Annotated in this window: 20 protein-coding genes and 2 pseudogenes; 16 read left to right on the top strand and 6 right to left on the bottom strand. The window is 42.4% G+C overall.

Features of this window, described 5'->3' with window-relative positions; all coding sequences use genetic code 11:
- The first annotated feature begins 87 nt into the window (after positions 1-87).
- On the top strand, positions 88-1,728 hold the full coding sequence (locus PSYCG_RS10285) for an FAD-dependent oxidoreductase (protein WP_020444141.1): 1,641 nt from the start codon (positions 88-90) through the stop codon (positions 1,726-1,728).
- Positions 1,729-1,961: 233 nt separating this feature from the next.
- Complete coding sequence (locus tag PSYCG_RS10280) at positions 1,962-2,633, top strand: GNAT family N-acetyltransferase (protein WP_020444140.1); 672 nt, start codon at positions 1,962-1,964, stop codon at positions 2,631-2,633.
- A gap of 2 nt (positions 2,634-2,635) precedes the next feature.
- Here the strand turns inward: PSYCG_RS10280 and PSYCG_RS10275 are convergent, their stop codons facing one another.
- Positions 2,636-2,845, bottom strand: coding sequence for a hypothetical protein (locus tag PSYCG_RS10275; RefSeq protein ID WP_020444139.1), 210 nt, complete (start codon positions 2,843-2,845; stop codon positions 2,636-2,638).
- A gap of 104 nt (positions 2,846-2,949) precedes the next feature.
- Here PSYCG_RS10275 and PSYCG_RS10270 point away from each other — a divergent pair, with 104 nt between their 5' ends.
- Positions 2,950-3,318: a hypothetical protein gene (locus tag PSYCG_RS10270; RefSeq protein ID WP_227500742.1), complete on the top strand. Its 369-nt coding sequence runs from the start codon at positions 2,950-2,952 to the stop codon at positions 3,316-3,318.
- Between the two features lie 164 nt (positions 3,319-3,482).
- On the opposite strand, the gene gorA is transcribed toward PSYCG_RS10270, so the two are convergent.
- The 3 genes from gorA to PSYCG_RS10255 form a co-directional block, all read right to left on the bottom strand.
- Positions 3,483-4,838, bottom strand: a complete 1,356-nt coding sequence (gene gorA / locus PSYCG_RS10265; RefSeq protein ID WP_020444137.1) for a glutathione-disulfide reductase — start codon at positions 4,836-4,838, stop codon at positions 3,483-3,485.
- 82 nt (positions 4,839-4,920) lie between these two features.
- Entirely contained in the window at positions 4,921-5,373 is a 453-nt protein-coding gene (locus tag PSYCG_RS10260) for a threonine/serine exporter family protein (RefSeq protein WP_011514285.1), read from the bottom strand.
- Between the two features lies 1 nt (position 5,374).
- On the bottom strand, positions 5,375-6,184 hold the full coding sequence (locus PSYCG_RS10255) for a threonine/serine ThrE exporter family protein (protein ID WP_041772304.1): 810 nt from the start codon (positions 6,182-6,184) through the stop codon (positions 5,375-5,377).
- Positions 6,185-6,347: 163 nt separating this feature from the next.
- Between PSYCG_RS10255 and PSYCG_RS10250 the strand changes: the two genes are divergently transcribed.
- On the top strand, positions 6,348-6,629 hold the full coding sequence (locus tag PSYCG_RS10250; RefSeq protein WP_020444135.1) for a DUF503 domain-containing protein: 282 nt from the start codon (positions 6,348-6,350) through the stop codon (positions 6,627-6,629).
- 399 nt (positions 6,630-7,028) lie between these two features.
- Positions 7,029-8,387: pseudogene (locus PSYCG_RS10240) on the top strand (AbiH family protein).
- Between the two features lie 114 nt (positions 8,388-8,501).
- Here the strand turns inward: PSYCG_RS10240 and uvrA are convergent.
- Complete coding sequence (gene uvrA / locus PSYCG_RS10235) at positions 8,502-11,408, bottom strand: excinuclease ABC subunit UvrA (RefSeq protein WP_020444132.1); 2,907 nt, start codon at positions 11,406-11,408, stop codon at positions 8,502-8,504.
- A 584-nt stretch (positions 11,409-11,992) separates the two neighbouring features.
- On the opposite strand from uvrA, the gene PSYCG_RS10230 reads away from it, so the two are divergent.
- From PSYCG_RS10230 to PSYCG_RS10190, 10 genes and pseudogenes are all read left to right on the top strand, one after another.
- On the top strand, positions 11,993-13,357 hold the full coding sequence (locus PSYCG_RS10230; RefSeq protein ID WP_020444131.1) for an MFS transporter: 1,365 nt from the start codon (positions 11,993-11,995) through the stop codon (positions 13,355-13,357).
- Positions 13,358-13,465: 108 nt separating this feature from the next.
- Complete coding sequence (gene ssb, locus PSYCG_RS10225) at positions 13,466-14,125, top strand: single-stranded DNA-binding protein (protein WP_020444130.1); 660 nt, start codon at positions 13,466-13,468, stop codon at positions 14,123-14,125.
- Between the two features lie 498 nt (positions 14,126-14,623).
- Positions 14,624-14,947 (top strand): H-NS family nucleoid-associated regulatory protein, encoded by a 324-nt coding sequence (locus tag PSYCG_RS10220; protein ID WP_020444129.1) that lies wholly within the window; start codon positions 14,624-14,626, stop codon positions 14,945-14,947.
- A gap of 216 nt (positions 14,948-15,163) precedes the next feature.
- Positions 15,164-15,994: a type II secretion system protein N gene (gene gspN, locus PSYCG_RS10215; protein ID WP_020444128.1), complete on the top strand. Its 831-nt coding sequence runs from the start codon at positions 15,164-15,166 to the stop codon at positions 15,992-15,994.
- Positions 15,995-16,897 carry a type II secretion system protein N gene (locus PSYCG_RS10210; protein ID WP_020444127.1) on the top strand — a complete coding sequence of 301 codons (903 nt, stop codon included), beginning with the start codon at positions 15,995-15,997 and terminating at the stop codon, positions 16,895-16,897. It begins immediately after the preceding gene.
- A 212-nt stretch (positions 16,898-17,109) separates the two neighbouring features.
- Positions 17,110-19,362, top strand: a complete 2,253-nt coding sequence (gene gspD / locus PSYCG_RS10205) for a type II secretion system secretin GspD (protein ID WP_020444126.1) — start codon at positions 17,110-17,112, stop codon at positions 19,360-19,362.
- Between the two features lie 319 nt (positions 19,363-19,681).
- Positions 19,682-19,837 carry a hypothetical protein gene (locus PSYCG_RS13460; protein ID WP_020444125.1) on the top strand — a complete coding sequence of 52 codons (156 nt, stop codon included), beginning with the start codon at positions 19,682-19,684 and terminating at the stop codon, positions 19,835-19,837.
- Positions 19,838-19,908: 71 nt separating this feature from the next.
- Positions 19,909-20,918: pseudogene (locus PSYCG_RS10200) on the top strand (TatD family hydrolase).
- Between the two features lie 72 nt (positions 20,919-20,990).
- Positions 20,991-21,881, top strand: a complete 891-nt coding sequence (locus tag PSYCG_RS10195; RefSeq protein ID WP_020444124.1) for a ThiF family adenylyltransferase — start codon at positions 20,991-20,993, stop codon at positions 21,879-21,881.
- 21 nt (positions 21,882-21,902) lie between these two features.
- A complete protein-coding gene (locus PSYCG_RS10190; protein WP_227500741.1) occupies positions 21,903-23,702 on the top strand; it encodes a GAF domain-containing hybrid sensor histidine kinase/response regulator in 1,800 nt (599 codons plus the stop codon).
- Positions 23,703-23,832: 130 nt separating this feature from the next.
- Here the strand turns inward: PSYCG_RS10190 and efp are convergent, their stop codons facing one another.
- The gene (gene efp, locus PSYCG_RS10185) at positions 23,833-24,405 is read right to left on the bottom strand and encodes an elongation factor P (protein ID WP_011514270.1); all 573 of its coding nucleotides are present in this window, start codon (positions 24,403-24,405) and stop codon (positions 23,833-23,835) included.
- A gap of 193 nt (positions 24,406-24,598) precedes the next feature.
- On the opposite strand from efp, the gene epmB reads away from it, so the two are divergent.
- The gene (gene epmB, locus PSYCG_RS10180) at positions 24,599-25,606 is read left to right on the top strand and encodes an EF-P beta-lysylation protein EpmB (RefSeq protein WP_020444122.1); all 1,008 of its coding nucleotides are present in this window, start codon (positions 24,599-24,601) and stop codon (positions 25,604-25,606) included.
- The last annotated feature ends 167 nt before the right edge of the window (positions 25,607-25,773 follow it).

The following is a 25,773-nucleotide window of genomic DNA, read 5'->3' as shown; positions in this document are numbered from 1 at the left end:
GAACAGCATAAGTGAAGGAGGCTTGCTACTATCGATAAGTCTCGACACGCTTTAAACAGGAACCATTATAACCGTTAAGGATGACTTATGAGTAAGGCAGCTACTATAAATACAGTCACTATCAACAAAGCTGATATTGTCAGCGGCGGTATGAAATCGTACAAGCAAGATGACGATAGTATCATTTTAATTACCCGTGACGACAGCACGTTTCGTGCTTTTGATGGCAAATGTCCGCATGCTGGAGCAGATTTGGGTACAGGTTTGCGTTGTGGTAATCGCGTTATTTGTCCTTGGCATCATGCAACTTTTGATAGCAGCGACGGTGCATTACTGGAGCCAATCGCGACAACAGGCTTGACTCAATATCAAATCATAGATAATGGCAATAGCCTAACGGTTGATACCTCAGCCAAGATAGATAAGCAGGTTGAAAATGATAAGCTGCCTGATACTCATACTATTATCGTTGGCGGCGGTGGTGCAGGGTTTATGACTGCCAATCAGCTGCGCAATACTGGCTACGGCGGCAAGATTACCTTGGTGAGTGCCGAGGACAAGGCCCCTTATAATCGTCCTTTATTATCCAAGGCTTTTTTGGCCGGTAATATGCCAGAAGAAAAGCTATTACTGGGCGGTACAGATTGGGCAAGCAAACACGCTATTGAACTGCGCTTAAACCAAACGGTCAGTGAAGTGTTGCTCAATGAGCGTAGTATCCTGATAACAGATGAAAAGGGTGATAACAACAAGCTAACAGCGGAATTTTTAGTTGTAGCAACCGGCGCTGAGCCCAAGATTCCACCTATTAAAGGGGCAAAGCTTGATGGTGTCTATACCTTGCGTAGTATGGATGATGCCAAATTAATCAAAGCCGCCAGTCATGATCAGCGCGTAGTCATCGTCGGGACGGGCTTTATCGGTATGGAAGTTGCGTCAGCATTGGCGCAATCGGGTACTACTGCTTCTATCACTGTTATCGGTCAAGACCATCGCGTGATGGGCAATATCGTCTCAGAAACGGTCAGTAATGCGCTGATTAAATTGCACAAAGAAAATGGTGTTCAGTTCGTGTTTGATGCCAGTGTCTCTGAAATTACTACAGCGAAAAATACTACTGACAATAACGAAGATAACTTCTCACAAGTGTCTGGCGTCAAATTAGCCAATGGTGAGCAAATCGATGCTGATATCGTCATTTTAGGAACAGGTGTCGCACCGCGTATCGAGTTATTACAGGATACAAATCATCCAGATGGCGTAAAAGTCGATAAGCATTTACAACTGCGCGATGGTGTCTATGCGTTGGGGGATATTGCCAAAGCGCCCAATCAACTGGGGCGTATGCGTATTGAGCATTGGCGGGTTGCATTGCAACATGGCATGGTGACGGCAGCTGCTATCTTAAATGATGACAAGGTCAAATCGCTTCAGGAGCGCATTCCTTTCTTTTGGACGATGCAATATGGCAAAAGTTTGCGTTATAGTGGACATGCTGCGACACCAGATCATGGCATTCTAATGGGTTCGCCAGATAGTTTTAACTACATAGAATACTACTTCGATGACGAGGATGAAAACACGCGTGCCAGTGCAGCAAGCTCGCTTGGACGTGATAAAGAGCTGGTAGCATTCTCTGAGTTATTACGCCAAGGTCATGCGCCAACGCGTGCACAGATTAACTCAGGGTTTGATATCATCGAGCAAGCGCAGGCGTTATCGCGCTAGTAATGAAAACGGATAAATATTACTATTAAAGCTGAGCTATTTATTTAGGTCAGCTTTTTAATCTAGGATAGATATCACATAAAAAACTCACGTATTTTATCAATACATGAGGCAGATAGAAATTTTCTTGCGTGCTGTGCCTCCGCCGACAGAGGCTGCAAAAAATTCTATCAGCTTCTTTATGAGCTTTTTGTAATGAACTGAACATACGGATAATAAAAGGACAAAATAATATGAATGAAAACCAAACTAATAACGACAATATTAATAACGACAATGCCAATAAAGACAGCGTTTTCTTACGTCAAGCAGAAGCTAGTGATATCGACGCACTTGAGCAGCTATTGAATCGTTGTTATCGGCAGACAGAAGGCTGGACCAACGAAGCAGACTTAATCGGTGGTATTCGTATCACTCAAGATGAGCTGGCTAGTACCATCGCCAATCCAAAACATTATCTTTTCGTTTATCCAAAAACTACTACAAGCGAGCGTGATGGAGAAGAAACGGGTGAGCTGTTAGGATGTATTGGAGTAGATATGCAAGTTAATGCTGCTGGTGATAAAAAAGCCTATATCGGCATGTTTGCCGTCCATCCTGAGCTACAAGGGCAGGGCGTTGGTAATGTGATTTTGCAAGCAGCTGAGACATTTGCAGGTCGTCATCTACAACCAGATGAGCAAGCCACTGATAGTCAAGCAACCGATAAAAAACCTGCTCGTTTGACCATGTCTATTTTAAGCCATCGTCCTGAGCTACTATCTTATTATCAGCGCCGTGGTTATCAGCTAAATGGCAATAAAATGCCTTTTCCAAATGATGGTAATAATGGCGAGCCAAAGCGTCAGGATTTGGAATTATTAGAATTAGAAAAACCAGTCAGTCAAAAAATATGTAGAGGCTAATATTATCGACCCCAAAAATATTTGAAAGTCATAAACAGTCCTATACTCAGCAGTAAAAATGCCACCACAATTAAGCGCTTAAACCAGTTAAATGCTGGTAAGCGTGTGGTATTGTCATTAGAGGTGATATAGGCAAATAAAAATATCAGACTGACAACCAAGGTTAAAATGCCAAGCCCAATCGGTAATATAAAAAAATACGCCTGCCACATGATTATCTCGCAACCATCATTATTAAGCACATCATAGCAGCATCCCGATTGTACTGTCTGACTTATAAGCACCTTAAATTTTATAAACATATCAGGACGACGACGTGAGAAATTTCAAAAAATCGGTATTCATTATGGTATTCATGCCGTTTTTTGCCGCGTGTTCTAATGCGCCTCCTGAAAATACGGTTGAAGGGCTGATCGAAGCGCAATATGAGCAAACTACCAAGATAGTAGAGGACGCAAAGGCTAACGCAGGCAATGATAAGATGGCAAAAGCCATGAGCGGCATGATGGAGACCATGATGCCAAAGCTTGAGCGCATTGAGAATATCGACTGCGATGCCATTGAGGGTGAAAACGCCTATCTCTGTAGCGCTGATGTCACCCAAACGATAGCGGGTAATAGCCAAACCAACAAGACGGGATTTAAAGTTTATCTAGTCAATGATGAGTGGGTATTGGGTAATTAGAGGCTTTGATACTTTTTAATAAATAAGGGCTAATAAATAAGGGCTAATAAATAAGGGCTAATAAATAAGCACTTCTATTGGTTGCTGATAATAAAAAAGGATACCCAAACGGTATCCTTTTTATATAATAGATAAGACTACTACTAATATTACCCGGTCCATTGCTAGCGCATCGTTACAAACTCTTCTGAGCCAGTGGGATGAATGGCGACGGTATTATCAAAGTCAGCTTTGGTTGCGCCCATTTTGATCGCGACCGCAAAGCCCTGAATCATCTCATCCACGCCAAAGCCGATACCGTGCAAGCCAATGACTTTTTCTTCCTCGCCTAAACATATCAGCTTCATCGTAGACTTTTGGCGATGCTGAGTCACCGCACTATACATATCCGTAAAGGTGGAGGTATAGCATTTGATATTGTCTTTACCAAATTGATTTACGGCATCGATTTCAGACAAACCAATGGTGCCAATAGGAGGGTGGGTAAAGATAACTGTCGGTATCAGCTCATAGTTTAGATGCTCATCAGGTTTGTTATTAAACAAACGCTCTGACAAGCGACGACCTGCTGCGATAGCCACTGGCGTCAAATCAACACTGTTTTCGATAATATCGCCTACCGCATAAATCCCTTTAACATTGGTATTTTGGAATTTATCGACTATGATTTTGCCAAACTCGGTCGTTTCCACGCCCGTCACTTGCAAATTGATATTGTCCGTCGAAGGCGCACGACCAATCGCCCAAATCAAGCAGTCTACGGTATCAAGAGCACCATCTGTGGTACACAAAGTCAGGCTACTATCGTCATTTTTAACAACTTCAGTGAGCATGGTGTTAGTATGCAATTGAATGCTATCTTGCTCCATCTCTATCAGCAAAGTCTCCACAATGGTGTGATCAAACGAGCGCAGCGGCGAGTGCTGACGAACATACAAATGTACCTCAGCGCCGAGACTATTCATCACACCAGCGATCTCAACGGCGATATATCCCGCTCCAACGATAGCGACCCGTTTTGGCAAATGATTTAAGGCAAAAAAACCATCAGAATCGATGCCATGTTCTGCGCCTTTGATATTTGGCTTAATAGGATGACCGCCTGTAGCAATCAAAATATGGTCAGCGGTAATAAGCTCGCCATTCACTTCTACGGTATGATTATCAACAAATTTGGCAAAGCCTTTTATCACTTCAACACCGTTTTTTGCCAAGTTATTGTCATAAGCGCGATGAATGTTTTGAATATATTGTTGACGGCTCTGTACCAGTTTTTGAAAATCAAAGCCTTTTAGTTCAACGTCAAAGCCATAATCTGGCGCATACTTATGAATGGCTCCAGCAACTTGTGCGCCATACCACATCACTTTTTTGGGTACGCAGCCCAAGTTCACGCAGGTGCCGCCCAATTGGTTGGCTTCGATAATGGCACATTTTTTACCATAGCTTGCTGCGCGGTTGATTGAGGCAATACCGCCGCTACCGCCACCAATGGCGATATAGTCATAATGTTTTGTCATATTGAGTCTCTTTATTAAGGGGTTGTTAATGTAATTTGGAACGTTAATTGAAAACAGTGCCTAGCTAAGAGCAGTCCATCATCTATACGATGGGACGACGTCTATAAAATAATAGTCCAGGAATGGACAAGCCCAGCACCAATCCTGAAGTCACAAATAAAGCCTCAAACAAATACACCATCATTTGGCTAAACAATTCATCTGAAAAACCGAAATAGCCAATCTGCACCATACTGACCATTGCCTTATAAGCGGCGATACCGGGCATCATACAGATGACGCTTGGCGAGATGAGTGCTTTAGGTGGTAGGGTATATTTCTTGGAAAAATACACGCCTAAAAAGCTGGCAAGCATCGCCCCAAAAAAGCTAGCAACCACGAGATGGACGTGTTGATAGACAAGAGCTGTCTTTAGTCCAAAGCCAAACGCAGTCATCAGTAAGCAAGGCAAAATGTAACGTTTGGGAACGCTAAACATCAGCGTCCAACCAAGGGTGATGATACACGACAGCACCACGGTTTCAATGAACCACATGTCAAAACCCCCAGTGCTGTATTCTAAGTAAGCCCAGCGCCATCACGATGCCAACGCACGCTGATAGGGTTAGCATATAGGTAAAAACGGCACGTCCAATCCCAATATTGACATAGCCTTTTAGGATATCTGAGAAAGAATTGATTAACGGGAAGCTTGGCACTAGTAGCAGCACGCTCGAGGCAACAGCAATATCGGCATTATTACCAATATCAAAATAATAGGTCGTCGACCCAATTAAAGAGGCGATAAAAGCGGTCACGATGACCGCTATAAAGGGATTAAAATGGTGCTTGGACAGGTAGATACGAGTGAGCATCGCTACCATACCCGCGATAAAGGTTACGGCGGTAATTGACCAACTGCCGCCGTTTAGATAAGCAAATGCAGCACAAGACGCCCCAACAAATATGCCCACCAACCATGTTGGATACACCGACTTATTATCTAACTCATCAAAAGCAAGGGTCGTGCGTTGAGTTAGCTCAGGTTTCAGTTTGTCATTATCAATATCTGTGTCGGCTTCGGTTTTATTGACAATTTGCTGGATTTGTACCAATAAATTGACATTAATGCTCTGATTGATCGTGTCTCTGGTGGTGGTGATACAGCGCTCATCACAGATAGTGGTCAAGGTAATGGCATTAAAATTCAGCGAACATTCTACGCTGTTCATCCCCAAGGCAAGCCCTAAGCGTTTGGACAAATCCACCACCACGGCAGACTCAGCGCCATATTGCATAAGGAGTAGTCCGCAGCGCACGCATAATCGAGTAATGTGCTGTTGCTGTACGTAGCTGATAGAGGTCATTGATTAGATACGCATGTTGGCTATTATGATTTTTATGAATGCTATAACTATAAATAGTGTGAGCGGTTATAGGCTATCGAGACAGCAAGGTAACGATAGCATAACTTGCCGTGCTTATTTGCTACTATTATAAAGCGTAAACCACTGTCGCAAGGAGAATAAAATGCATATCGCTATCTTAACCCTGACTTTTGCGCTACCCGGCTGTAGCTCGTTAAAAGAAAAACGCCAACGGATGGGCGGCTTGCATGCGCGCTTTGGCAATACGCCAAGCGTCGCAGTATGTGAGAGCGGTGAGCGTGATCGGCATGATGCCAGCGAATGGACGTTTGTGATAGTCGGGCTGTCTAAACGTGAGGTTGAGTCGCAATGTAGTCAAATTGAGGAAAAGCTAGAACGTACGGTAGATGCGCGGGTGATGAATGTTGAGAGGGAGTTTATTTAGTTAGAGCGCTTTTATTACTGGGAGCTAATCCTGAGAAGCGTTAAAAAATTGCACTGCAATTTTAGCTTCGCAAGTGAAAATTCCTTAAAGGGAATTTTCTGTCTTGTCTATATCTTGGTTGCCCACTAGAGCGGTGACTAATAGACAGTAGCATTCCTACTGTCTCGATACCGCTCCTAGCTAAGTCCCCGCAAGCTAGTGGTCAACCAAGGATAACCGCTACAATCGGGGCCTAAACCGCACATCAAGGCAGTTTTTGAGTGCTGAAAATAGATTGATATCATTTTCAGATTTTGCAAGATCTTCCCAGACTACGGGCAAAAATATATATAGTACTTAAGCTAAGATTTGCTAAACTGACAAACAAGTGCCTACCATAGGCTAATAAAGAGAAATACAATGACTGTTAGAGAAAGGGTATTGATAATTGGTAATGGCTTTGACCTAGCTCATTTCTTGCCAACAAAATATGAACATTTTATTCATACAATGAAAATGGTAGAAGAAGCCTCATCAGATACCTCATTATCATTTGATTACCTATATAAAGGTCTTTTAGCTAATAAAGACTTTATTCTAACTAAATGTAAAGAGCTATATAAGACAGAAGATCTGGAAATAACAGCAGAGCAAGTAGATAGTTTGAAAGACAAGTTGACAGATAATCACTGGTTTCAGTTTTTTAAAAGTCAAATTGATAGTGGAGTAGATACTTGGATAGACTTTGAAAATGAAGTTAAAAATACTCTTAATTCAGTATGTAGCTTAGTAGATGAAATGGAAGGAGAACCTCAGCACTTCCGTGTAACAGAAGATAAAAAAGAAGCAAGCATATAGTCAAAATTAATTAGAGAAAAAATGTTTAGAAAACATCCTGCTATTTCCAAAATATTATGGCAGTTTAATATTATAGAAAAGGAACAGTTTGTTAGAGAAAAGCTTACCTTGAATAGAGAATTTGTTAAGTATTATCATGAGCATGCTGTTTATCTAGATACGAATAAAATATTCTTAAATATGACCAAGCATTGGAACGATTTCATTGAAATATTTTCTATGTATATTGATTATATCGACACTTTCAAGCCTAGGAAGAAATTGGTTATACCTAAAGCCTTATCGAAAGATGAGTGTGCTATTTATAGTTTCAATTACTCTTCTACTGTAGAGAGGCTCTATAATCACGCCCATACACAGTTTTTACATGGAAAGACAGGAGGCCATAATACTAATACAATAGTCTTAGGTATATCTGCTTTAGAAAGTAAGATTCTAGTAGAAGAGAAAGCCTATGGGTTTGTAAAGTATTATCAAAAACTGGTCAATAATACAGACTATCAATTTTTAAGAGGCAATCCTGATCTAACTGATCTAGAGAAAGAGAAGTTTGAAACTAGTGTCATGGGTTTGAATGAGGTAATTGAAATATACCTCTGGGGACATTCTCTAGATTCTTCTGATAGTGATTATATTGAAGAAATATTTGGTTTCAATCAAGGTCCGAAACCTTCTATTAATGTAATTGTCTATTATTTTGGTTCTCCACATGCACAGCTTGCTAATTTAATTTTCATAATGGGTAGAGATATAATAGAAAAGTGGATGAAGGAAGGTTGGTTAGAGTTCGTAGAAAGTCCTGATATCTATCGGCTCAATACGGAAAAAGGTTATGAAGATAAACTTAGTAAACGAAGTGAAAAAAAACCACGAAAATTCTTTGGTCAAGAAAATGAAAATTCAATTTTTTCAGATATTTAGAATCGGTTAATAAGCTTGGTTTAAATCTAGGATTTTGCTTTTAGAAATGGGAATCACTACAAAAAAGGCCACTCCCTAAAGAGTAGCCTTTCATTAATAAACAACTAAGTTCTGTTAACTCACTTCTTTCATCGCTTGCTTAAGCATCGGCTTCAAGAATACACCAGTGTATGATTCTTTGACTTCTGCCACTTCCTCAGGCGTACCTTCAGCGATGATCATGCCGCCACCTTTACCGCCTTCAGGACCTAAATCAATTACCCAATCCGCCGTTTTGATGACGTCCAAGTTGTGCTCGATGACCACGATAGTATTACCTTTATCACGTAAGGCATGCAAGATATGCAGCAGCTTATCGATATCATGGAAATGCAAACCAGTAGTTGGCTCATCCAAGATATACAGTGTCTGTCCGGTATCCCGTTTGGCAAGCTCACGCGCCAATTTCACACGCTGCGCTTCACCGCCTGATAATGTCGGTGCAGACTGACCCAAACGGATATAACTCAGACCAACATCCATCAAGGCTTGTAGGCGACGATAAATCGCTGGAATGGCTGAGAAAAACTCAGTGGCATCTTCTACGGTCATATCTAGGACGTCGGCAATATTTTTACCTTTATAGTGAATCTCTAAGGTCTCGCGGTTATAGCGCTTGCCTTCACAGGTATCACACGGCACATACATATCCGGTAAGAAATGCATCTCAACTTTGATAAGACCATCACCTTGACACATCTCACAGCGTCCGCCTTTGACATTGAAGCTAAAGCGACCGGCTTTATAACCACGGGCACGCGCTTCTTGCGTTTGTGCAAACATTTCACGTACTGGGGTAAACACGCCGGTATACGTCGCTGGGTTTGAGCGCGGCGTACGACCAATCGGGCTTTGATCGATATCGACCATTTTATCCAAATGCTCAAGACCGCTGATGCTGTCATGCTTATCCGCGATGAGCGTTGAAGCATTGTTTAACTGAGTCGCGGCAAGTGGCATTAAAGTACGGTTAATCAAGGTCGATTTACCAGAACCCGAAACGCCAGTAATACAAGTCATGATGCCGATTGGTAAAGACAAATCAACATCGTGTAAGTTGTTGCCTGATGCACCTTTGAGCTCAATAGTCATCGGTACTTGTTTAGGCTTAGCTTTACCTTTGACTTCCATATCGATCGTTTTGGCTTTATGGCGTATGCTTGGAATCTCGATTCTTTTCTTACCAGACATATATTGTCCAGTCAGTGATTCTTTATTCGCCATGATGTCATCGACTGTGCCTTGGGCAATAATGTGACCGCCATGTATACCGGCGCCGACACCGATATCGATGACATGATCCGCTTGGCGAATGGCATCTTCATCGTGCTCAACGACCAGTACGGTATTACCCAAATCACGCAAGCGCGTTAAGGTCTTGAGCAAGCGATCATTATCACGTTGATGCAAACCAATCGATGGTTCATCGAGTACATACATCACACCCATCAGACCTGCGCCGATTTGGCTAGCCAAACGAATACGCTGTGCTTCACCGCCCGATAGCGTCTCAGCAGAGCGTGCAAGTGATAGGTAATCAAGCCCGACACTGACGAGGAAGTTGAGACGCTCATTGATCTCTTTAAAGATTTTCTCCGCAACTTCGCCTTTATGACCGCCAATTTTAATGGTCTTATAATATTCAGCCGCGTCACCGATAGACAGCTTGACGATTTGAGCGATGGTCTGGTCATCAACGCGCACATTACGTGAGATCTCATTGAGACGCGCACCATCACAGACATTACAAGTGGTATCAGCCAAGTATTTAGCTAGCTCGTCACGGACGAGATTGCTTTGGGTCTTGGCATAACGGCGCTCTAAGTATGGAAGCACACCTTCAAATGGTACGGTCTTGTTGGTTTTACGACCGCGCTCATCAGTAAAGTTAAATGTCAGCTTCTCTTTACCAGAGCCTTGCATAATAAGGTCTTGCTGTTCTTTTGGTAAATCTTGCCACGGTGCATCCATGTCAATTTTGAAATGATTGCAAACGGTTGAAAGCAGACCAAAGTAATAGGCATGACGCTTATCCCAACCATTAATCGCCCCTTGGTTGAGCGATTTTTCATGGTGAGTAATCAGTTTTTCGGCGGAGAAATACTGACGTTTACCGAGACCATCACAGCTTGGGCAAGCACCGTACGGATTGTTAAAACTGAACATACGCGGCTCAAGCTCAGAGACTGCACGATCACAGACAGGGCAGGAGTGCTTGGCTGACATCACTTGGTTATCATCGCCGCCTTCTTTTGGATTGCCATCCATAAAGTGTAGCGTCACCAAACCTTGGCCTAGACGTAGTGCTGTCTCTAAACTTTCGGCGACGCGGTTACCTAAGTCATCACGAACTTTAAAGCGGTCAACGACGACTTCAATGGTATGCTTTTTCTTCTTATCGAGCGCTGGTAGTTCATCGGTATCATAAACATCGCCATCGACGCGTACACGTACAAACCCTTGCCCAATTAATTGCTCAAGCAACACGGTATGCTCGCCTTTACGCTCACGAATAACCGGCGCCAGTATCATGATCTTGGTATCATCGGGCAGCGCCATGACTTGATCGACCATTTCAGTCACCGACTGCGCCACCATTGGCTCGCCATGCTCAGGGCAAAAGGGCGTACCGATACGCGCATAGAGCAGGCGCAGATAGTCATAAATTTCGGTAATCGTACCGACGGTTGAGCGCGGATTATGGTTAGTCGATTTTTGCTCGATAGCAATCGCCGGTGACAAGCCTTCGATACTATCAACGTCAGGCTTTTCCATTTGAGATAAGAACTGACGCGCATACGCTGACAAGCTTTCGACATAACGACGTTGCCCTTCGGCATACAGGGTATCGAATGCCAATGAAGATTTACCAGAGCCTGATAAACCGGTAATGACCACAAATTTATCTCGTGGAATGTCTAAGTCGATATTTTTTAGATTATGAGTGCGTGCGCCGCGAACCTTAATATACTCGTGTGCCATCGGTGATAGGTTTCCTATTTGCTAAATGATATTTTCAAAAAAATTAAAAGGAGCAATCAATATGAGTCAAATGATTCATCAAAAACGTGGATAATTTTAAAATTGCCATTCAAATTAATACGGCTTTATAAAAATATGCAGTTTTCACAAAGCGATAGTAATGGCTGTCTATATTAGAATATGCTTTTAATACTTGAAATGGATAAAGGTAATCTAAATAAAGATTAACTAATATGAGTGGTTTGTTATAGATTTGGCAGAATAACGTCGTTTTGTAAAAAAATTATTATAAATTTTTTCAGACCACAACGTTCTCAACGTCTTACTTTATTGTCATGATAGCTGCATTATTCAAGGTGCAATGACCCATCAGATGCACTCGGTAACAAAATTATCGCGTAAAATGAATGGCTTAAGTCGGTGGCCGCTATGATGCTGAAGTGGGAGGGCAAAAGTCTCGGCAAGCAAACGGCGAATGTCTTATACTAGTGAGCTTAATTTGTAGGCTAAAGCCTTGATACAGTCGTAATAATACAAGCAGAGCTGCCGTGATAAACCAGCAATGATGAACCAGTGAGGCAAGTATGAATAGCGTAGAAAAACGGGCAATCCTCGGGGTCGGTGGCATCTTTGCCTTGCGGATGATTGGTTTGTTTATGATTGTGCCAGTATTTTCTGTGTATGGTGATAATTATGCGCATGCGACCCCGTTTCTGATTGGTTTGGCAGTCGGTATTTATGGGTTAGGACAAGCGATATTTCAGATTCCGATGAGCCTTGCCGCGGATAAGTTCCCGCGTAAGCCGATTATATTTTTAGGTCTTGTCTTGTTTGCCATCGGCGGTATTATTGCTGCCAATGCCACAGATATTTACGAGGTCATTATTGGTCGAGCACTGGCAGGTAGTGGCGCGGTCTCTGCGGTATTGATGGCGTTACTTGCCGATGTAACTCGTGAGGAGATGCGCACCAAAGCGATGGCGACGATGGGTTTGACGATTGCGACCTCTATCATGCTTGCTTTTGCCTTTGGGCCTCTATTAGTAGGCTCGCTTGGCATCTCAGGATTGTTTTGGTTGACTGCAGGCTTTGCAGTTTTGGCGATGTTATTGTTACTGTTCGTCCCGACACCGCTACGGGTACTTAAGCACAATTTAGACAATAAATCGATTGGTCAGCAGTTGGCAACAGTTCTAAAAATTGGTGATCTAAATCGCTTGCACATTGGCATATTTGCTCTGCATCTGACCATGACCGCTATCTTTGTTATTTTACCGCATCAGCTTAATGACGTACTAGGATTGTCGGTACGTCAGCAAGGCTTGGTCTATTTGCCTTTATTATTCATCGGTTTTGCCGTCGCGATACCTTTTATTATTATTGCTGAAAAGAAGCGCAAAATGCGTCAAGTATTTTTGGGCGCGATTGCGTTAATGACCGTTTCCTTAGTGTTATTAGCCATTGGCAGTCAGGTTGGCATTGGTATCATATTGGGCTTATTGCTCTATTTTATGGGCTTTAACTTACTTGAAGCAACGATTCCTTCGTGGATATCGAAGCGCGCACCAGTCGCCAATAAAGCCACCGCGATGGGGTTGAATTCATCGAGTCAGTTCTTTGGCGCATTTGTTGGTGGCGCAATGGGCGGGTTGTTATTAAGTCAGCCTAATTTGTTGGCATGGGGCATATTGGCAATTATAATGGCCGCCTCTTTATTGCTGATTATTCCTATTGCTGATCCACCATATTTGTCAAGTACGACTGTGACGATACCAAAGAATATCGATATTCAGGACTGGTCACGGCAAATGCTGGCAGTAGATGGTGTTGATGAGCTGGTGGTCATGGCAAAAGAACAGGTTGCTTATTTAAAATTGGACAAGACGCAGCTCACAGATACTTCGCGACAGGAGCTGTCGCATTTGGCGCAAAGCCCTCTAGATATTTAACAGAAAAATGGTTAAAGTAAAAGTATATTACTGCTAAGATTGAGGCTTTATATTAAAGACTCGATTAAAGCTGGTAATAAAATTATTCATAAGTAAAAGGACGATATCATGCGCGGTGTTAATAAAGTTATCATCATCGGTAACCTCGGTGCAGACCCTGAGGCACGTCAATTCAATAACGGCGGTAGCGTGACCAATATTTCGGTTGCGACATCAGAGCAGTGGACAGACAAGCAAAGCGGTGAAAAAAGAGAAGCAACAGAATGGCATCGTATCTCACTATTCAATCGCTTGGGTGAAATCGCTGCGCAGTATCTTCGTAAAGGCAGTAAGGTATATATCGAAGGCAGCTTACGTACCCGTAAATATCAAGATCCTAACGGACAAGACCGTTATATCACTGAAATTCGTGCTGAACAAATGCAAATGCTAGATGGCTCGACAGGTGGTAGTAATGATGCTGGTGGTGGCTTTGGTAGCAATAACCAAGGTGGTCAAAGCAATCAAGGTAGCTATGGTAATCAGGGCGGCGGATTTAGTAACCAAGGTGGCCAGAACGACTATGGTCAGCAAGGAGGCAATCAGCCCGCTCAACAAGGCGGTTATAATCAAGGCGGCAGTGCGTCACAGGGTGGTCATCAAAATAGCTTTAACAATCAGAATGCGCCCGCTCAGCAGAATCAATTTAATAAACCGACTCAAGCACCAGCGCAGTCGAAGCCTACAGCAATGCCAGATGGCCCTGTAGACGATGACATTCCGTTTTAGGATACATGATTAAGTAAGTGTAAAGAAATAAACTTAGAGCCTTGCTAATGCAAGGCTTTTTAGTATGTACAGATTATGAAAGTGTAAGGAGTCATTTATATAATTAAGTCATTTTAAAACCGATATGCCAACAGAACCTGTGCATCAATGATGCCTGATAATAACTATACAGCCCTAATAATTACGGAGGCTATTTAAAGAAAGATTAATAAGTAATGCTATTTATTTAATATCATTGATTGTCATCGAATTAACTGCCATTTACTGATTTTAGCGGAAAATAACGATAAGTCATTGTTATTGTCAGTATTTTTGTTTATATTAGCGTTGCTTATAATTTTAAGCATTCACACCATATTTTTCAGTAGACAATCAAATTTTTATCAATATTCGAAAGATTTGTTATTTAATAATTACTGTATTTAGTAATTCTTGATAAATCTATTTTTAGTATAAATGCTATTTATTTATACCCTTTATTTTAATGTGGAAAACACTATGAACAAAAGTAATGTTATTGATTTAAACAGCTTAAATGTTGATGAGCTACGTGCTATTACTGAAAATGCACAGCAGCTTATTGCTCAAAAGCAACACCAGCGCTTGTATGATGCTTATACGCAGTTTGAAAAAATCGCTGAAGAAAGCAATGCCAGTATCGAGGAGATTTTACAAGCGGGCGAAAAACTAGAAAAGAAGCGTAGCATTAAATACCGTAATACCGACAATGACGAAGAAACATGGACTGGTCGCGGACGTAAACCAACATGGTTAGTAGAGGCATTAGCCGCAGGTCGTCGTCTTGAAGATTTTGCTATTTAATTTTCTAATGAATAGTCGCTGTTATATTTAGCAACGAACGCTCTGTCTATAAAGTTCTGTTTGATTAACAAGTAGATCGAACCTTTATAGGCAGATAAAAGCCAGTATCTTTTTACCAAAATAGTGGTAAAAAGATACTGGCTTTTTTGCTGTCATCTGTATGCTATTGTTTGCTATGATAATGACGTTTTTACCTGATATAAGAGTTATGCCATCGTGCCCCAAGTATCTGCCTCGTCTCATAAGCATCCCCGTAAGCTGTGGTGGTTGATTGGACTTGTTTTGTTCGCGCTATTTGCTGTTTTGCAAATGCCGGCAGCATGGCTACTTGAAAAATATGCACCAGAGACGCCTTATGTACAGCATGTGTCCGGTAACGTATGGCAGGGCGCTGCAATTTGGCAGATACCTCTGTCAGCGACGCCATTGATCGGGGCGGCTGAATGGTCATGGCAGCCGTGGCATTTATTATTGGGTAAGTTTGGTGCGAAGATTGATATTTTATCAGAGCAAACTCGCCTCAATGGGCAGGTAAAAATAGGCGCAAATTCTTGGGAAGTAAAAGACATGAGCGGTAAAATTGCGCCTGAGACTTTGACTCGGATTGTCGATTGGCAATTACCAAATACGCCAATTCAGGTCAATAATATCTCGCTCAAACGTCAGTCTGGTTCAAACGATGATGACTCAAACAGTGACTCTAATAGAAACACATCCGGCTTTCGTCAAGCGTCAGGTCAGCTGACATGGATTGGCGGCGAGCTTGGCTATCCTAGCGGCGGCAAAATATTTTATCTCACCATACCTGCTCTGCGTGCTGAGCTGAGCACCGAGCAAAAAAATAATAAAAATCTGCTGCATATCAATCTTGTCAACAATCAGGACAAGCGTTTAGGCGACTTGTATCTTGATGGCGATAATATGTTGGATGTCAGCTTGACCCAGCGTCTGCTCGAGAGTATGCCTGAATACAAGGGGAAAGCGCCGCAAGATACGCCTGTGGTTAGTGTACGTCAACCACTGTTAAATGGGCTAGGGACACGCTAGATGATGACGCTCCCTACAAGCTTAAAACCTGTGCTAAATATTTTTAACCGCTTTGCCGTTTGGCTGCTATTATTGGCAATCACTTGGTTAAGCTGGACGGCAGCGCGACTCTTATGGCTACTGCTTGCGCCACCGTTAGCGCCTGCATTACCACTGGTACCTTTACAGGATAACGCCTTATCCGCTCCAGATTATAGTAGTCTATTTGCTATTTTTGCCGACCCTGATCCTATCGCTGCTGTAGTGCAGCCGCCGCCTAATATTGTGCTAAAGGGTGTATTGCTGGCCATTCCAGAGAGTTTGTCTTCGGCACTTCTAGAGGTCAACGGTGAAGTCAAAAACTACCGAATTGGTAACACCTTAAAAGACAGCGATTACACGTTGGTTGCGGTTGCTTGGAACGAGATTATTATCGCTGATACTATTGACAAGGAAACGGTGATTCGTATGCCAGAAGCCATGCCACTTGATCAAAGTGCGATGATCGCAGGCGGGGTCAGTAATCAGCGCTTGCAAGATGGCAATATGCTACCTAATGCGCCTGTGCCTGATCTAAGCAATACTGGTAATCAACCGGCTGCCGAAGCACCTAGCGACAGCGCGCCCAAATCTGCAATTGACGAAGCAGTGACTGAATTACAAGAAAACCCTGCCAGTTATTTAAGTAGAATGGGTGTAATGGCAGGAGGCGATAACTATCAAGTCACAGCAGCGATGCCTGCTAATATACGCAATCGCTTGGGACTTGAATCTGGTGATCGAGTATTGAAAGTCAACGGGCAAAGCGTCGGTAGTAATCCTGCTCAAGATGCTCGCGTATTACAACAAGTGAAGCAATCAGGGGAAGCACAGATAGAAGTACAACGTGGCGATCAAGTCATTACGATTCGGCAGCAGTTTTAGCATATATAAGTGACAAAAATGATTCTTCAAAATAAATATTTGTTGGTTGATATGATTGGCGATATGATGGCCAACATAACTTAGTATCAATTAAAATTATGACTTATCAAAAGCATTAAAGAATCAGGACTTATCAAATCCAGTAACCATTATATTCAACATACGTTGAATTCAGTACATACCAAGCGCCATCACTGTAGGTAATCATCAATATGGTCAGTTCTTATAATTTTTCAGTCACACCTTTGCATCATATTTTGCAGCGTTTGATGCGATTGTGCCGTCCTCTCTGCTTGGCCATACCACTTTGGGCGGCTAGTACTGGGCTGGTGAGTGCTGAAAGCTGGAAGGTCAATTTGCAAGATGCTGATATCAAAGCCTTTATCAATGAGGTGGCGACGATTACCAATCAAAACTTCGTCCTTGATCCGCGCATCAACGGTAATGTGACTGTGATCTCCAATAAGCCTTTGTCGCGTGATGAGATTTATCAGCTGTTTTTGAGCGTGATGCAAGTCAACGGTATCGCTGCTATCGATTCAGGTACAACGATTAAACTGGTGCCAGATAACGTCGCCAAACAAACTGGTGTTGCTGTTGATTTACGTGGTGAGAGCGTCGGTGAAACCTTGGCAACGCGGGTGATTTATCTGACGAATACCCAGGCAGCAGAAGTCTTGGGTGTTATCCGTCCGCTCATGCCACCGTCTGCACATGCTGCTGCTGTGCCTGGAGTCAATGCCTTAGTGCTGTCCGATCGTGCTGATAGCCTAAATCAGCTGACAGCGCTTATCCGTGATTTAGACAGTAATGTGAATGACAGCTTACAAGTCATACCACTACGTCATGTCGATGCCGAGCGTATGATGGAGTTAATTAGCGCGCTGGTAGCGAGTGCTGGTAGCGGTCAGGCAACTGGCAACAATCAGCTAAAGGTTATCGCCGACACGGCGAGCGATAGACTGTTGGTTAAAGGCAGTCCTGAGATGATTGCTAAAGTTCAAGAGATGGTCAATCAATTGGACACAACGCCTTCAAGGCGCTTAAGTGGTCTGCGTGTTTTCCGCCTAAAATATGCCAGTGCTGGTCATATTGCTGAGATGCTGCGCGGTCTCCTTGCCAGCCAATCTATCAATAGCTCTGGCGGTTCTTCAACATTAGAGTCAGCATCATTGAATGATGCCGCTGCTACAGGGTCGTCGCTAACTGGTGGCGCTAATAGTAAGGTAGGTAGCAATAGTATCGGTGGTACTGCTGCTACGCCTTTACCGAATAATAGTTCAGCGGGTACAAGTATCGGTATCGGTGGTCGACCTTTTAGTATTATCGCTGATGAAACTCAAAACGCCGTCATTGTTAATGCAGCACCTGAGCTGATGTTTGAGATCGAAGACGCTGTCAATCAGTTAGACAGCCGCCGCTCGCAAGTATTGATTCAAGCAGCTATTGTTGAAGTGTCGGGCGATGATGCAACGCAGCTTGGGGTTCAGTGGGCGCTAGGTAATGCCAATAGCGGTTATGGCGTGGTGAACTTCAATAACGTGGGCGCAAGTGCAGTTTCGCTTGCCGCTGCTGCTTTGTCAGGTGGTACAGGGATAAGCGCGGCAGCAGGATCCATTGCTGGTGCTTTGTTAGGTATTGGCAGTAGTAGTAAAGACAGCAAAGGCAATGCGCAATTCTATGGTGCTATCTTGCAAGCGCTTGATTCTTCTACCAGTGCCAATCTGCTATCTATGCCATCGATTTTGACCTTGGACAATGAAAAAGCCAGTATCTTAGTGGGTCAGAACGTACCGTTTGTGACAGGCTCCTACACCACGGGTAGTGACTCTTCGACCAATCCCTTTCAAACCATTGATCGCCAAGATATTGGTATCAATCTAAACGTCATCCCGCATATTGGTGCAAACGGCACCGTACGTTTAGAGGTATCACAGGAAGTCTCTTCAGTCGTACCAGGTAGTGCTGGGAATGCCAGCGGTCTTATCACCAATAAAAGCCTGATCAATACTACCATTTTGGCAGATGATCAGCAGACCATTGCCTTAGGTGGCTTGATGCGCGACAACTCAACTACGCGCCAACAAAAAGTGCCAGGTTTGGGTAATGTACCCCTTATCGGTCGACTGTTCCGCTCGGACAATGACAATAGCCAAAAAAGCAATTTAATCATATTTTTACAGCCGACTATCCTCCGTGATGGCGGTGCAGTAGCAAGCGTGACAGAGCGTAAATACAATCAGATGCGCGTCCTTCAGCTGGTTATTGATAAAAACGGTACGATTAAACAGCTGCCATTAAGCGGTACCGAAGGTTGGAATGGTGATATTAGTGCTGATTACGAGCTTATGCCACTCAATCCTTTGATTCCTAAACGGGATCAAAAGCCAAAAACAACTTCCAAAGGTTTTACTCGTGTTGATAGTCCAAGCACAGGTATCACAACTTATCCCTTAAATCGTTAAGCGCTTTTATGGCTGTTCGCTAATAAATTATCTAGGCTTTTAGCGTTTACCAAACTCTGCTTTCATATCTCTCTTAAAGTTTTACTATACTTAAAAGTACGGTGTATTACATACACCGTACTTTAGTTTGCGTATTCATATAATAGATAAACATATGCCTTGGCTATACGCGTATAATAAAAACAGATAACATGGGTATGTCACGCTTTTGCTGATAGTACGATATATTTGTTAAAATAGATAAAGGTCACCTATAAAGCCGTATTTATCAAATATCGGCTAAGTACTATTCGTCAGTTAATTTTAAAAGGTAACTATAATGGCAAGCACTAATAATAAAAAAAAGTGGCTGGCATTAAGCGTAGTGGGTATTGCATTGGTACTGATACCAAGACGCAGTAGTCAAAAGGCGCACAAACCAGTGCCTGAAAATTATGACCCTATAGAAAAAGCTAAAAGTACAGATAGTGAGTAAAATGATTATTTAGAAAGTAGTTAATGGGAAAGCTGACTTATCATAGCAATGATGAATTTTGGAGTTTCTTGATGACGGGGATTGATACATCAGCTATCAATAATAAAGTAAGAACGAAGATTTTTCCTTTAATTGATACTCATACGCATTTTGATGCTCCTGTGTTTGATAAGGATAGAGTTGAGCAGACAAAATTTGCCTATGATAAAGGTGTGCGCCATTTAGTTTTGGTTGGCTACTTGCACCGATATTTTGCACGGCTTTATGAGAATCAGCAGCAGATAAATGATCTTTGTCAATTGGATAAAAAAAATTGTTTGAACCAAAAAAACGTTTTCCTAAAGTACATATTGCGCTAGGTTTACATCCTTTTTATATTGAGCAGCATACAGAAGCCCATTTGGAAGAAATGGCGCAAATGCTAAATGAACAGCTTCCATTGGCCATTGGTGAAATAGGTTTAGATACTTTTACCGATGCCATGAAGCAGCCTGAAACGTTTGCCAAACAACAGCGGTTTTTTATTGCGCAGTTAGATATGGCATTGGCACATCAGCTACCTGTTATGCTGCATATTCGTAAAGCACATGCCGAAGCACTGGCTTTACTAAAAGCACATAATTATGACGCGCATAAGCTTGGCGGCATTGCCCATAGTTTTAGTGGTGGTGTACAAGAAGCCAAAGCCTTTGCGAAATTAGGGTTTAAGCTTGGCGTGACTGGGCAAATAACCAATCCCAATGCGAAAAAACTGCGCCTTGCCATTCAAGCTGCGGTTGAGAGTTATGGTATTGACTGTTTGGTTATCGAGACAGATTGCCCCGATATGATGCCTATCCTATGCCAGACGCTAGATAAGAATTTAGAAGGTGCGTCATCTAATAACGCGTCTGTGCTTGGACGAGATAAAAATAGCGAATGGGGTGATACATCTATGCATAGTAGGAATGTTCCTGCTAATTTGCTTTACGTATTACATAGCTTGAGCGAATTACTCAATGTTCCTGCGGCTATTCTCGCTCAGCAATTGTGGCTCAACAGTTGTAATGCTTTGCAAACTAAGTGGTCTTATACGCTTTGAAGTTTTTAGCGCATACTAATTAATATATAGATGGTTTAACAATAAAATTCTCAAAAGAGTTGCCATATCGTTATGAATGAAGACACACAGATGCAGTCAGATATTATCCAGCCAGAGCCTATCGAAGAGCAGATATTTGTACCTGCAATATTAGAGACACCTGATAGAGATGCCGAGCAGTATGAGCGCCGTTTTAAAGGTACTCAGACACTGTATGGTAATGCTGCAGTAAATACATTTTCTGCTGCGCATGTTTATGTTATTGGTGTCGGCGGTGTTGGTTCCTGGGCAGCAGAGGCTTTGGCGCGTACGGCTGTTGGTACTATTACATTAATTGATTTAGATATATTGGTAGCATCCAATGTCAATCGGCAGCTGCCCGCTTTAGATAGTACCTTTGGGCAAAGTAAAATTGAGGCGATGGCATCACGTATTCGTGAAATCAATCCAAAAGCTACGTTGCATTTGGTTGATGATTTTTTGACCACTGAAAATGTCGCAACATTGCTGCCCAGTCGTGAAGAGGCAAAAACGGCGGCACAAACCGCTCCGATTGTGATTTTAGACTGTATCGATGATATGGATGCCAAGCTTGCTATTGCTTTGCATTGCCGTTTTAACAAACTAAAATTGGTCTGTGCTGGCGGGGCAGGTGGTAAAATAGACCCCAGTCAGATTAGAGTCGGCGATTTACGAGACACTTATCAAGATCCATTATTGGCTAAATTACGTAATAAATTGCGCCATGAAAAGGGCATTAATAGTGCCCTAAAAGAGAAATTCGGTATCAAGTGTGTTTATTCTACAGAACCACCGCGCGTAGACAAGAGCTGTCAAACAGGTGGTTTGCACTGTGGTGGTTATGGTTCGGCGGTCGTCGTCACCTCAGTGGTTGCCATGCTTATGGTGAGTGAGGCATTACAATTATTGCTTAAGCAGGCGGCTGTTAAACCAAGCCTCTGATATAAATTTATGGAGTCCACCTTGTCTATATCCAGCGTACCAGACTTTGATTACCCTATCGCAGAAGATGACGCGGAGCGTATCAATAGGCTCAAAAAATATCAGGTATTTAATACCAATCAAGAGTCTTCTTTTGCACGTCTGACTGAGCTTGCGAAACTGTTTTTTAATGTGCCGATGGTTGCGATTACTTTTATAGATGAGGAAACTCAGTACCTAAAATCTGGTATTGGTTTTGACGAGGTATGTACCACGACACGTAATGTGGCTATTTGTAATTATACTATATTGTCTGATAGCATTTTTGTGGTAGCTGATTTGGCAAACGATGAGCGCTTCAATACATATCCATTTGTTGTTCAATGGCCTAAGATACGCTTTTATGCTGGTGCACCCATCATCACGCATGAAGACGGTAAAAATTATCGTTTTGGCTCTTTATGTTTAATGGATATAGAGCCTCATCATGATTTCAGTGATGAAAAAGCCAACATACTAGCCCAATTTGCGACGATGGCAGCCGACGCTTTAAAGCTACAAGAGCAGCAGCGTAATGCTAAATATGCCAATGAGATGAAGTCAGCGTTTTTGGCCAATATGAGTCATGAGATACGTACACCGATGAATGGTATCATCGGTATGGTTGAGATGCTCAGTGACACCATGCTGAGCGTTGAACAAAGAGAATATATCGAGAATATAAAAGTATCAAATGAGCATTTGCTCGCGATTATCAATGGTATTTTAGACTTATCAAAAGTCGAAGCCGGTAAAATGACTATCGATTCTATCCCGATGAATCTATCTAGTCTCTGTAATGAGGTCGTTAGCTTATTTGCTATCAAAGCTCGCCAACGCGGCTTGGTTTTAGACTATCACTATACCGAGTCACTATCTCCTTATGTTAAAGGAGATCCCGTACGTCTTAAGCAGGTCATGGTAAATTTGGTTAATAATGCGATTAAATTTACCCGTGAAGGCGGGCGTGTAACGATTGATGTTAAACATATGCAAGACAATCCTTGTCTAGATAATAAGGATTGCGATCAGACTAAAGGAAGTAATGATAGTCGTTTAGATTTTGCCATTGATGATAAAAATAGCACAACGATTCATCAAGAAATGACTTTATGTATTGAGGTTACGGATACGGGTGTCGGTATTAAATCTGAATCATTAGAGGCAATATTTGATGCTTATGATCAAGCAAATAAATATACTCATAGGCTTTATGGTGGTACCGGACTTGGATTGTCTGTTTGTAAGTCTCTAGTGGAGCTAATGGGTGGCTATATTGAAGTAGATAGCGTAGTCGGTATTGGCACAACCTTTAGAGTATTATTGCCGCTACCGTGTATTGCTGCAGAAGATTATGAGATATGGCAAACGGACAATGACTTTACAATAACGTTGCCGAGTGATGAGCTGGTCGGTCATATCTTGTTGGTTGAAGATGACAGTGTGAACGCGATGATTGCCAAAAAAGCCCTTAATAATGGTGGTCATACGGTCACTCACGTCAATGACGGGCAGCAAGCTATCGAGATATTTGCCTTATATCCTGAGCGTTATGATGTGATTTTGATGGATCATCACATGCCGATTATGGATGGGGTACAGGCAACCATCAAACTTCATGAGCTCTATGCTCCCCAAGATTTGCCGCCTATTATTGCGTTGACTGCCAATGCAATGGATGGCGAGCGCAAAAAATACCTTGATGTGGGTATGCAGGATTATTGTACCAAGCCTTTCAAACAAGAGCAGCTGAATGCGTTGGTTCAATATTGGTTGATGCATAAGCAATCGTTAGAACAATAACTGGCAGTTTAATTCCACCCTTTATTATTCATGACTTATTTGCTAGCCATTAAAAAGCTTAACCTCTCTCTCTCTGAGCGGTTAAGCTTTTTTGTTTTTATAGACAGACTAGAGCTATCTATTAATAGCTTTAGCTAACGCGCGTTTGATAATCGCCAGTACGAGTATCTACACGTACTACTTCACCTTGCTGCACAAATAATGGTACACGTACCACAGCGCCAGTCTCTAACGTTGCAGGCTTGCCGCCGCCGCCTGAGGTATCACCACGTACACCCGGATCGGTTTCAGTGATTTGCAATTCAACGAAGTTTGGCGGTGTTACTGAAAGAGGAGCACCGTTGAATAAAGTGATGGTACATAGTGCATTGCTGTTTTCTTTTAACCACTTTATTGAATCGCTCATCGCTGTTTTGTCTGCTTGAATCTGCTCGAAACTTTCAGGATGCATGAAATGCCAAAATTCACCATCGTTATAGAGATAGTTCATTTCAGTGTCCATGACATCAGCAGCTTCTAAGCTATCGCCTGACTTAAAGGTTTGTTCCAATACTTTACCACTACGAAGATTGCGCAATTTAACACGGTTAAAGGCCTGTCCTTTACCAGGTTTGACAAACTCGTTTTCAAGAATGGCACAAGGGTTGCCATCGAGCATGACTTTGAGACCAGATTTAAATTCATTGGTAGAAAAACTTGCCACGGAAGACTCCTAAGGGTTTAGAAAAAGGGTTGAAAAAAAGGATGGTAAATATTTTTAGTGAAAATGGAGTGCCAGATTTACCGTGCTAAAAGATATGAGCCATTCTAGTACATAAACGATAGGACGTTTGCTTTGATAGGCGACGCCCTAACAGCGTATAATATCGGCTTTTGGGCACAGGTATTAGGTTGTCATGATAAACCATTTAATCACACAAAAAAACTGGCAAACGCAATTATCCGAAGCCATTACCTCTATTGATGAGCTGCTTGAGATATTAGAGCTACAATCTCTGCGCTCAGAGGTCTACGTGCCTAAGCATTTTGAGCTGCGAGTACCGCGTGCCTTTGTGGCAAAAATGACCGTTGGTGATCGTGATGATCCTTTATTAAGGCAGGTGTTACCCAATCATAAAGAGCAAATGGCAGTGGCGGGCTATGTGGCTGACCCACTAGCCGAAAATGCGCATAATCCTGTTAAAGGCGTGCTGCATAAATATCAATCAAGACTGCTATTAACCATTACTGGTGCTTGCGCGATTCATTGTCGTTACTGCTTTCGTCAGCATTTTGACTATAGTGCCAATATGCCAACTGCCAGCGCAAAACAGGATATTATCGATTATATCAGCGCCCATCCTGAGATTAATGAAGTTATCTTAAGTGGCGGTGATCCATTAAATGTGACCAATAGACGTCTATTTGCTTGGCTAGATACTTTGGAGGCGATTGGGCAATTGACAACCATTCGTATACATACCCGTCTGCCGCTCGTGATTCCAGCAAGGCTTGATGATGCGTTATTAGAGCGTTTGGCACAAAGCCGTTGTCAAATCGTTATGGTCATTCATGGTAATCATGCCAATGAGATTGATGCGTTGACCGCAGAGTATTTGCAGCGCGCTCGTGCCGCAGGAATTACTTTATTAAATCAAGCGGTACTTTTAAAAGGTATCAATGACAGCGTTAGTGCGCAAACGGCATTGAGTCAGCGTTTATTTGCAGCGGGCGTGTTGCCCTATTATCTACATGTACTAGATAAAGTGGCGGGCGCGGCTCATTTTGACAGTGATGAGAAATTTGCCATTGAGCTTTATTGGTCGCTATTGGCTAAATTACCGGGCTACCTAGTACCCAAACTGGTCAGAGAATTGCCAAACGAACCTTTCAAGGTGCCAATTAATGTTTACAATAATAGGTAAATTGTGCACTATGATAGGGTTTTTATTTTGGCAAATACATAACAAGAAATAGATTTGAGAAAATTATAAATAAGCAACATATATAGAAGAATGGTTAGGTATGATAGCAATATTCTTTTTTAAGAATATATCCTTCTACACTCATGGATAACTTACGCAATTACTAA

It is taken from the genome of Psychrobacter sp. G, from assembly GCF_000418305.1.
Taxonomy (GTDB): Bacteria; Pseudomonadota; Gammaproteobacteria; order Pseudomonadales; family Moraxellaceae; genus Psychrobacter; species Psychrobacter cryohalolentis.
Note: the sequence above shows the minus strand (reverse complement) of the source record. Positions and strands in the feature narration are given on the sequence as shown.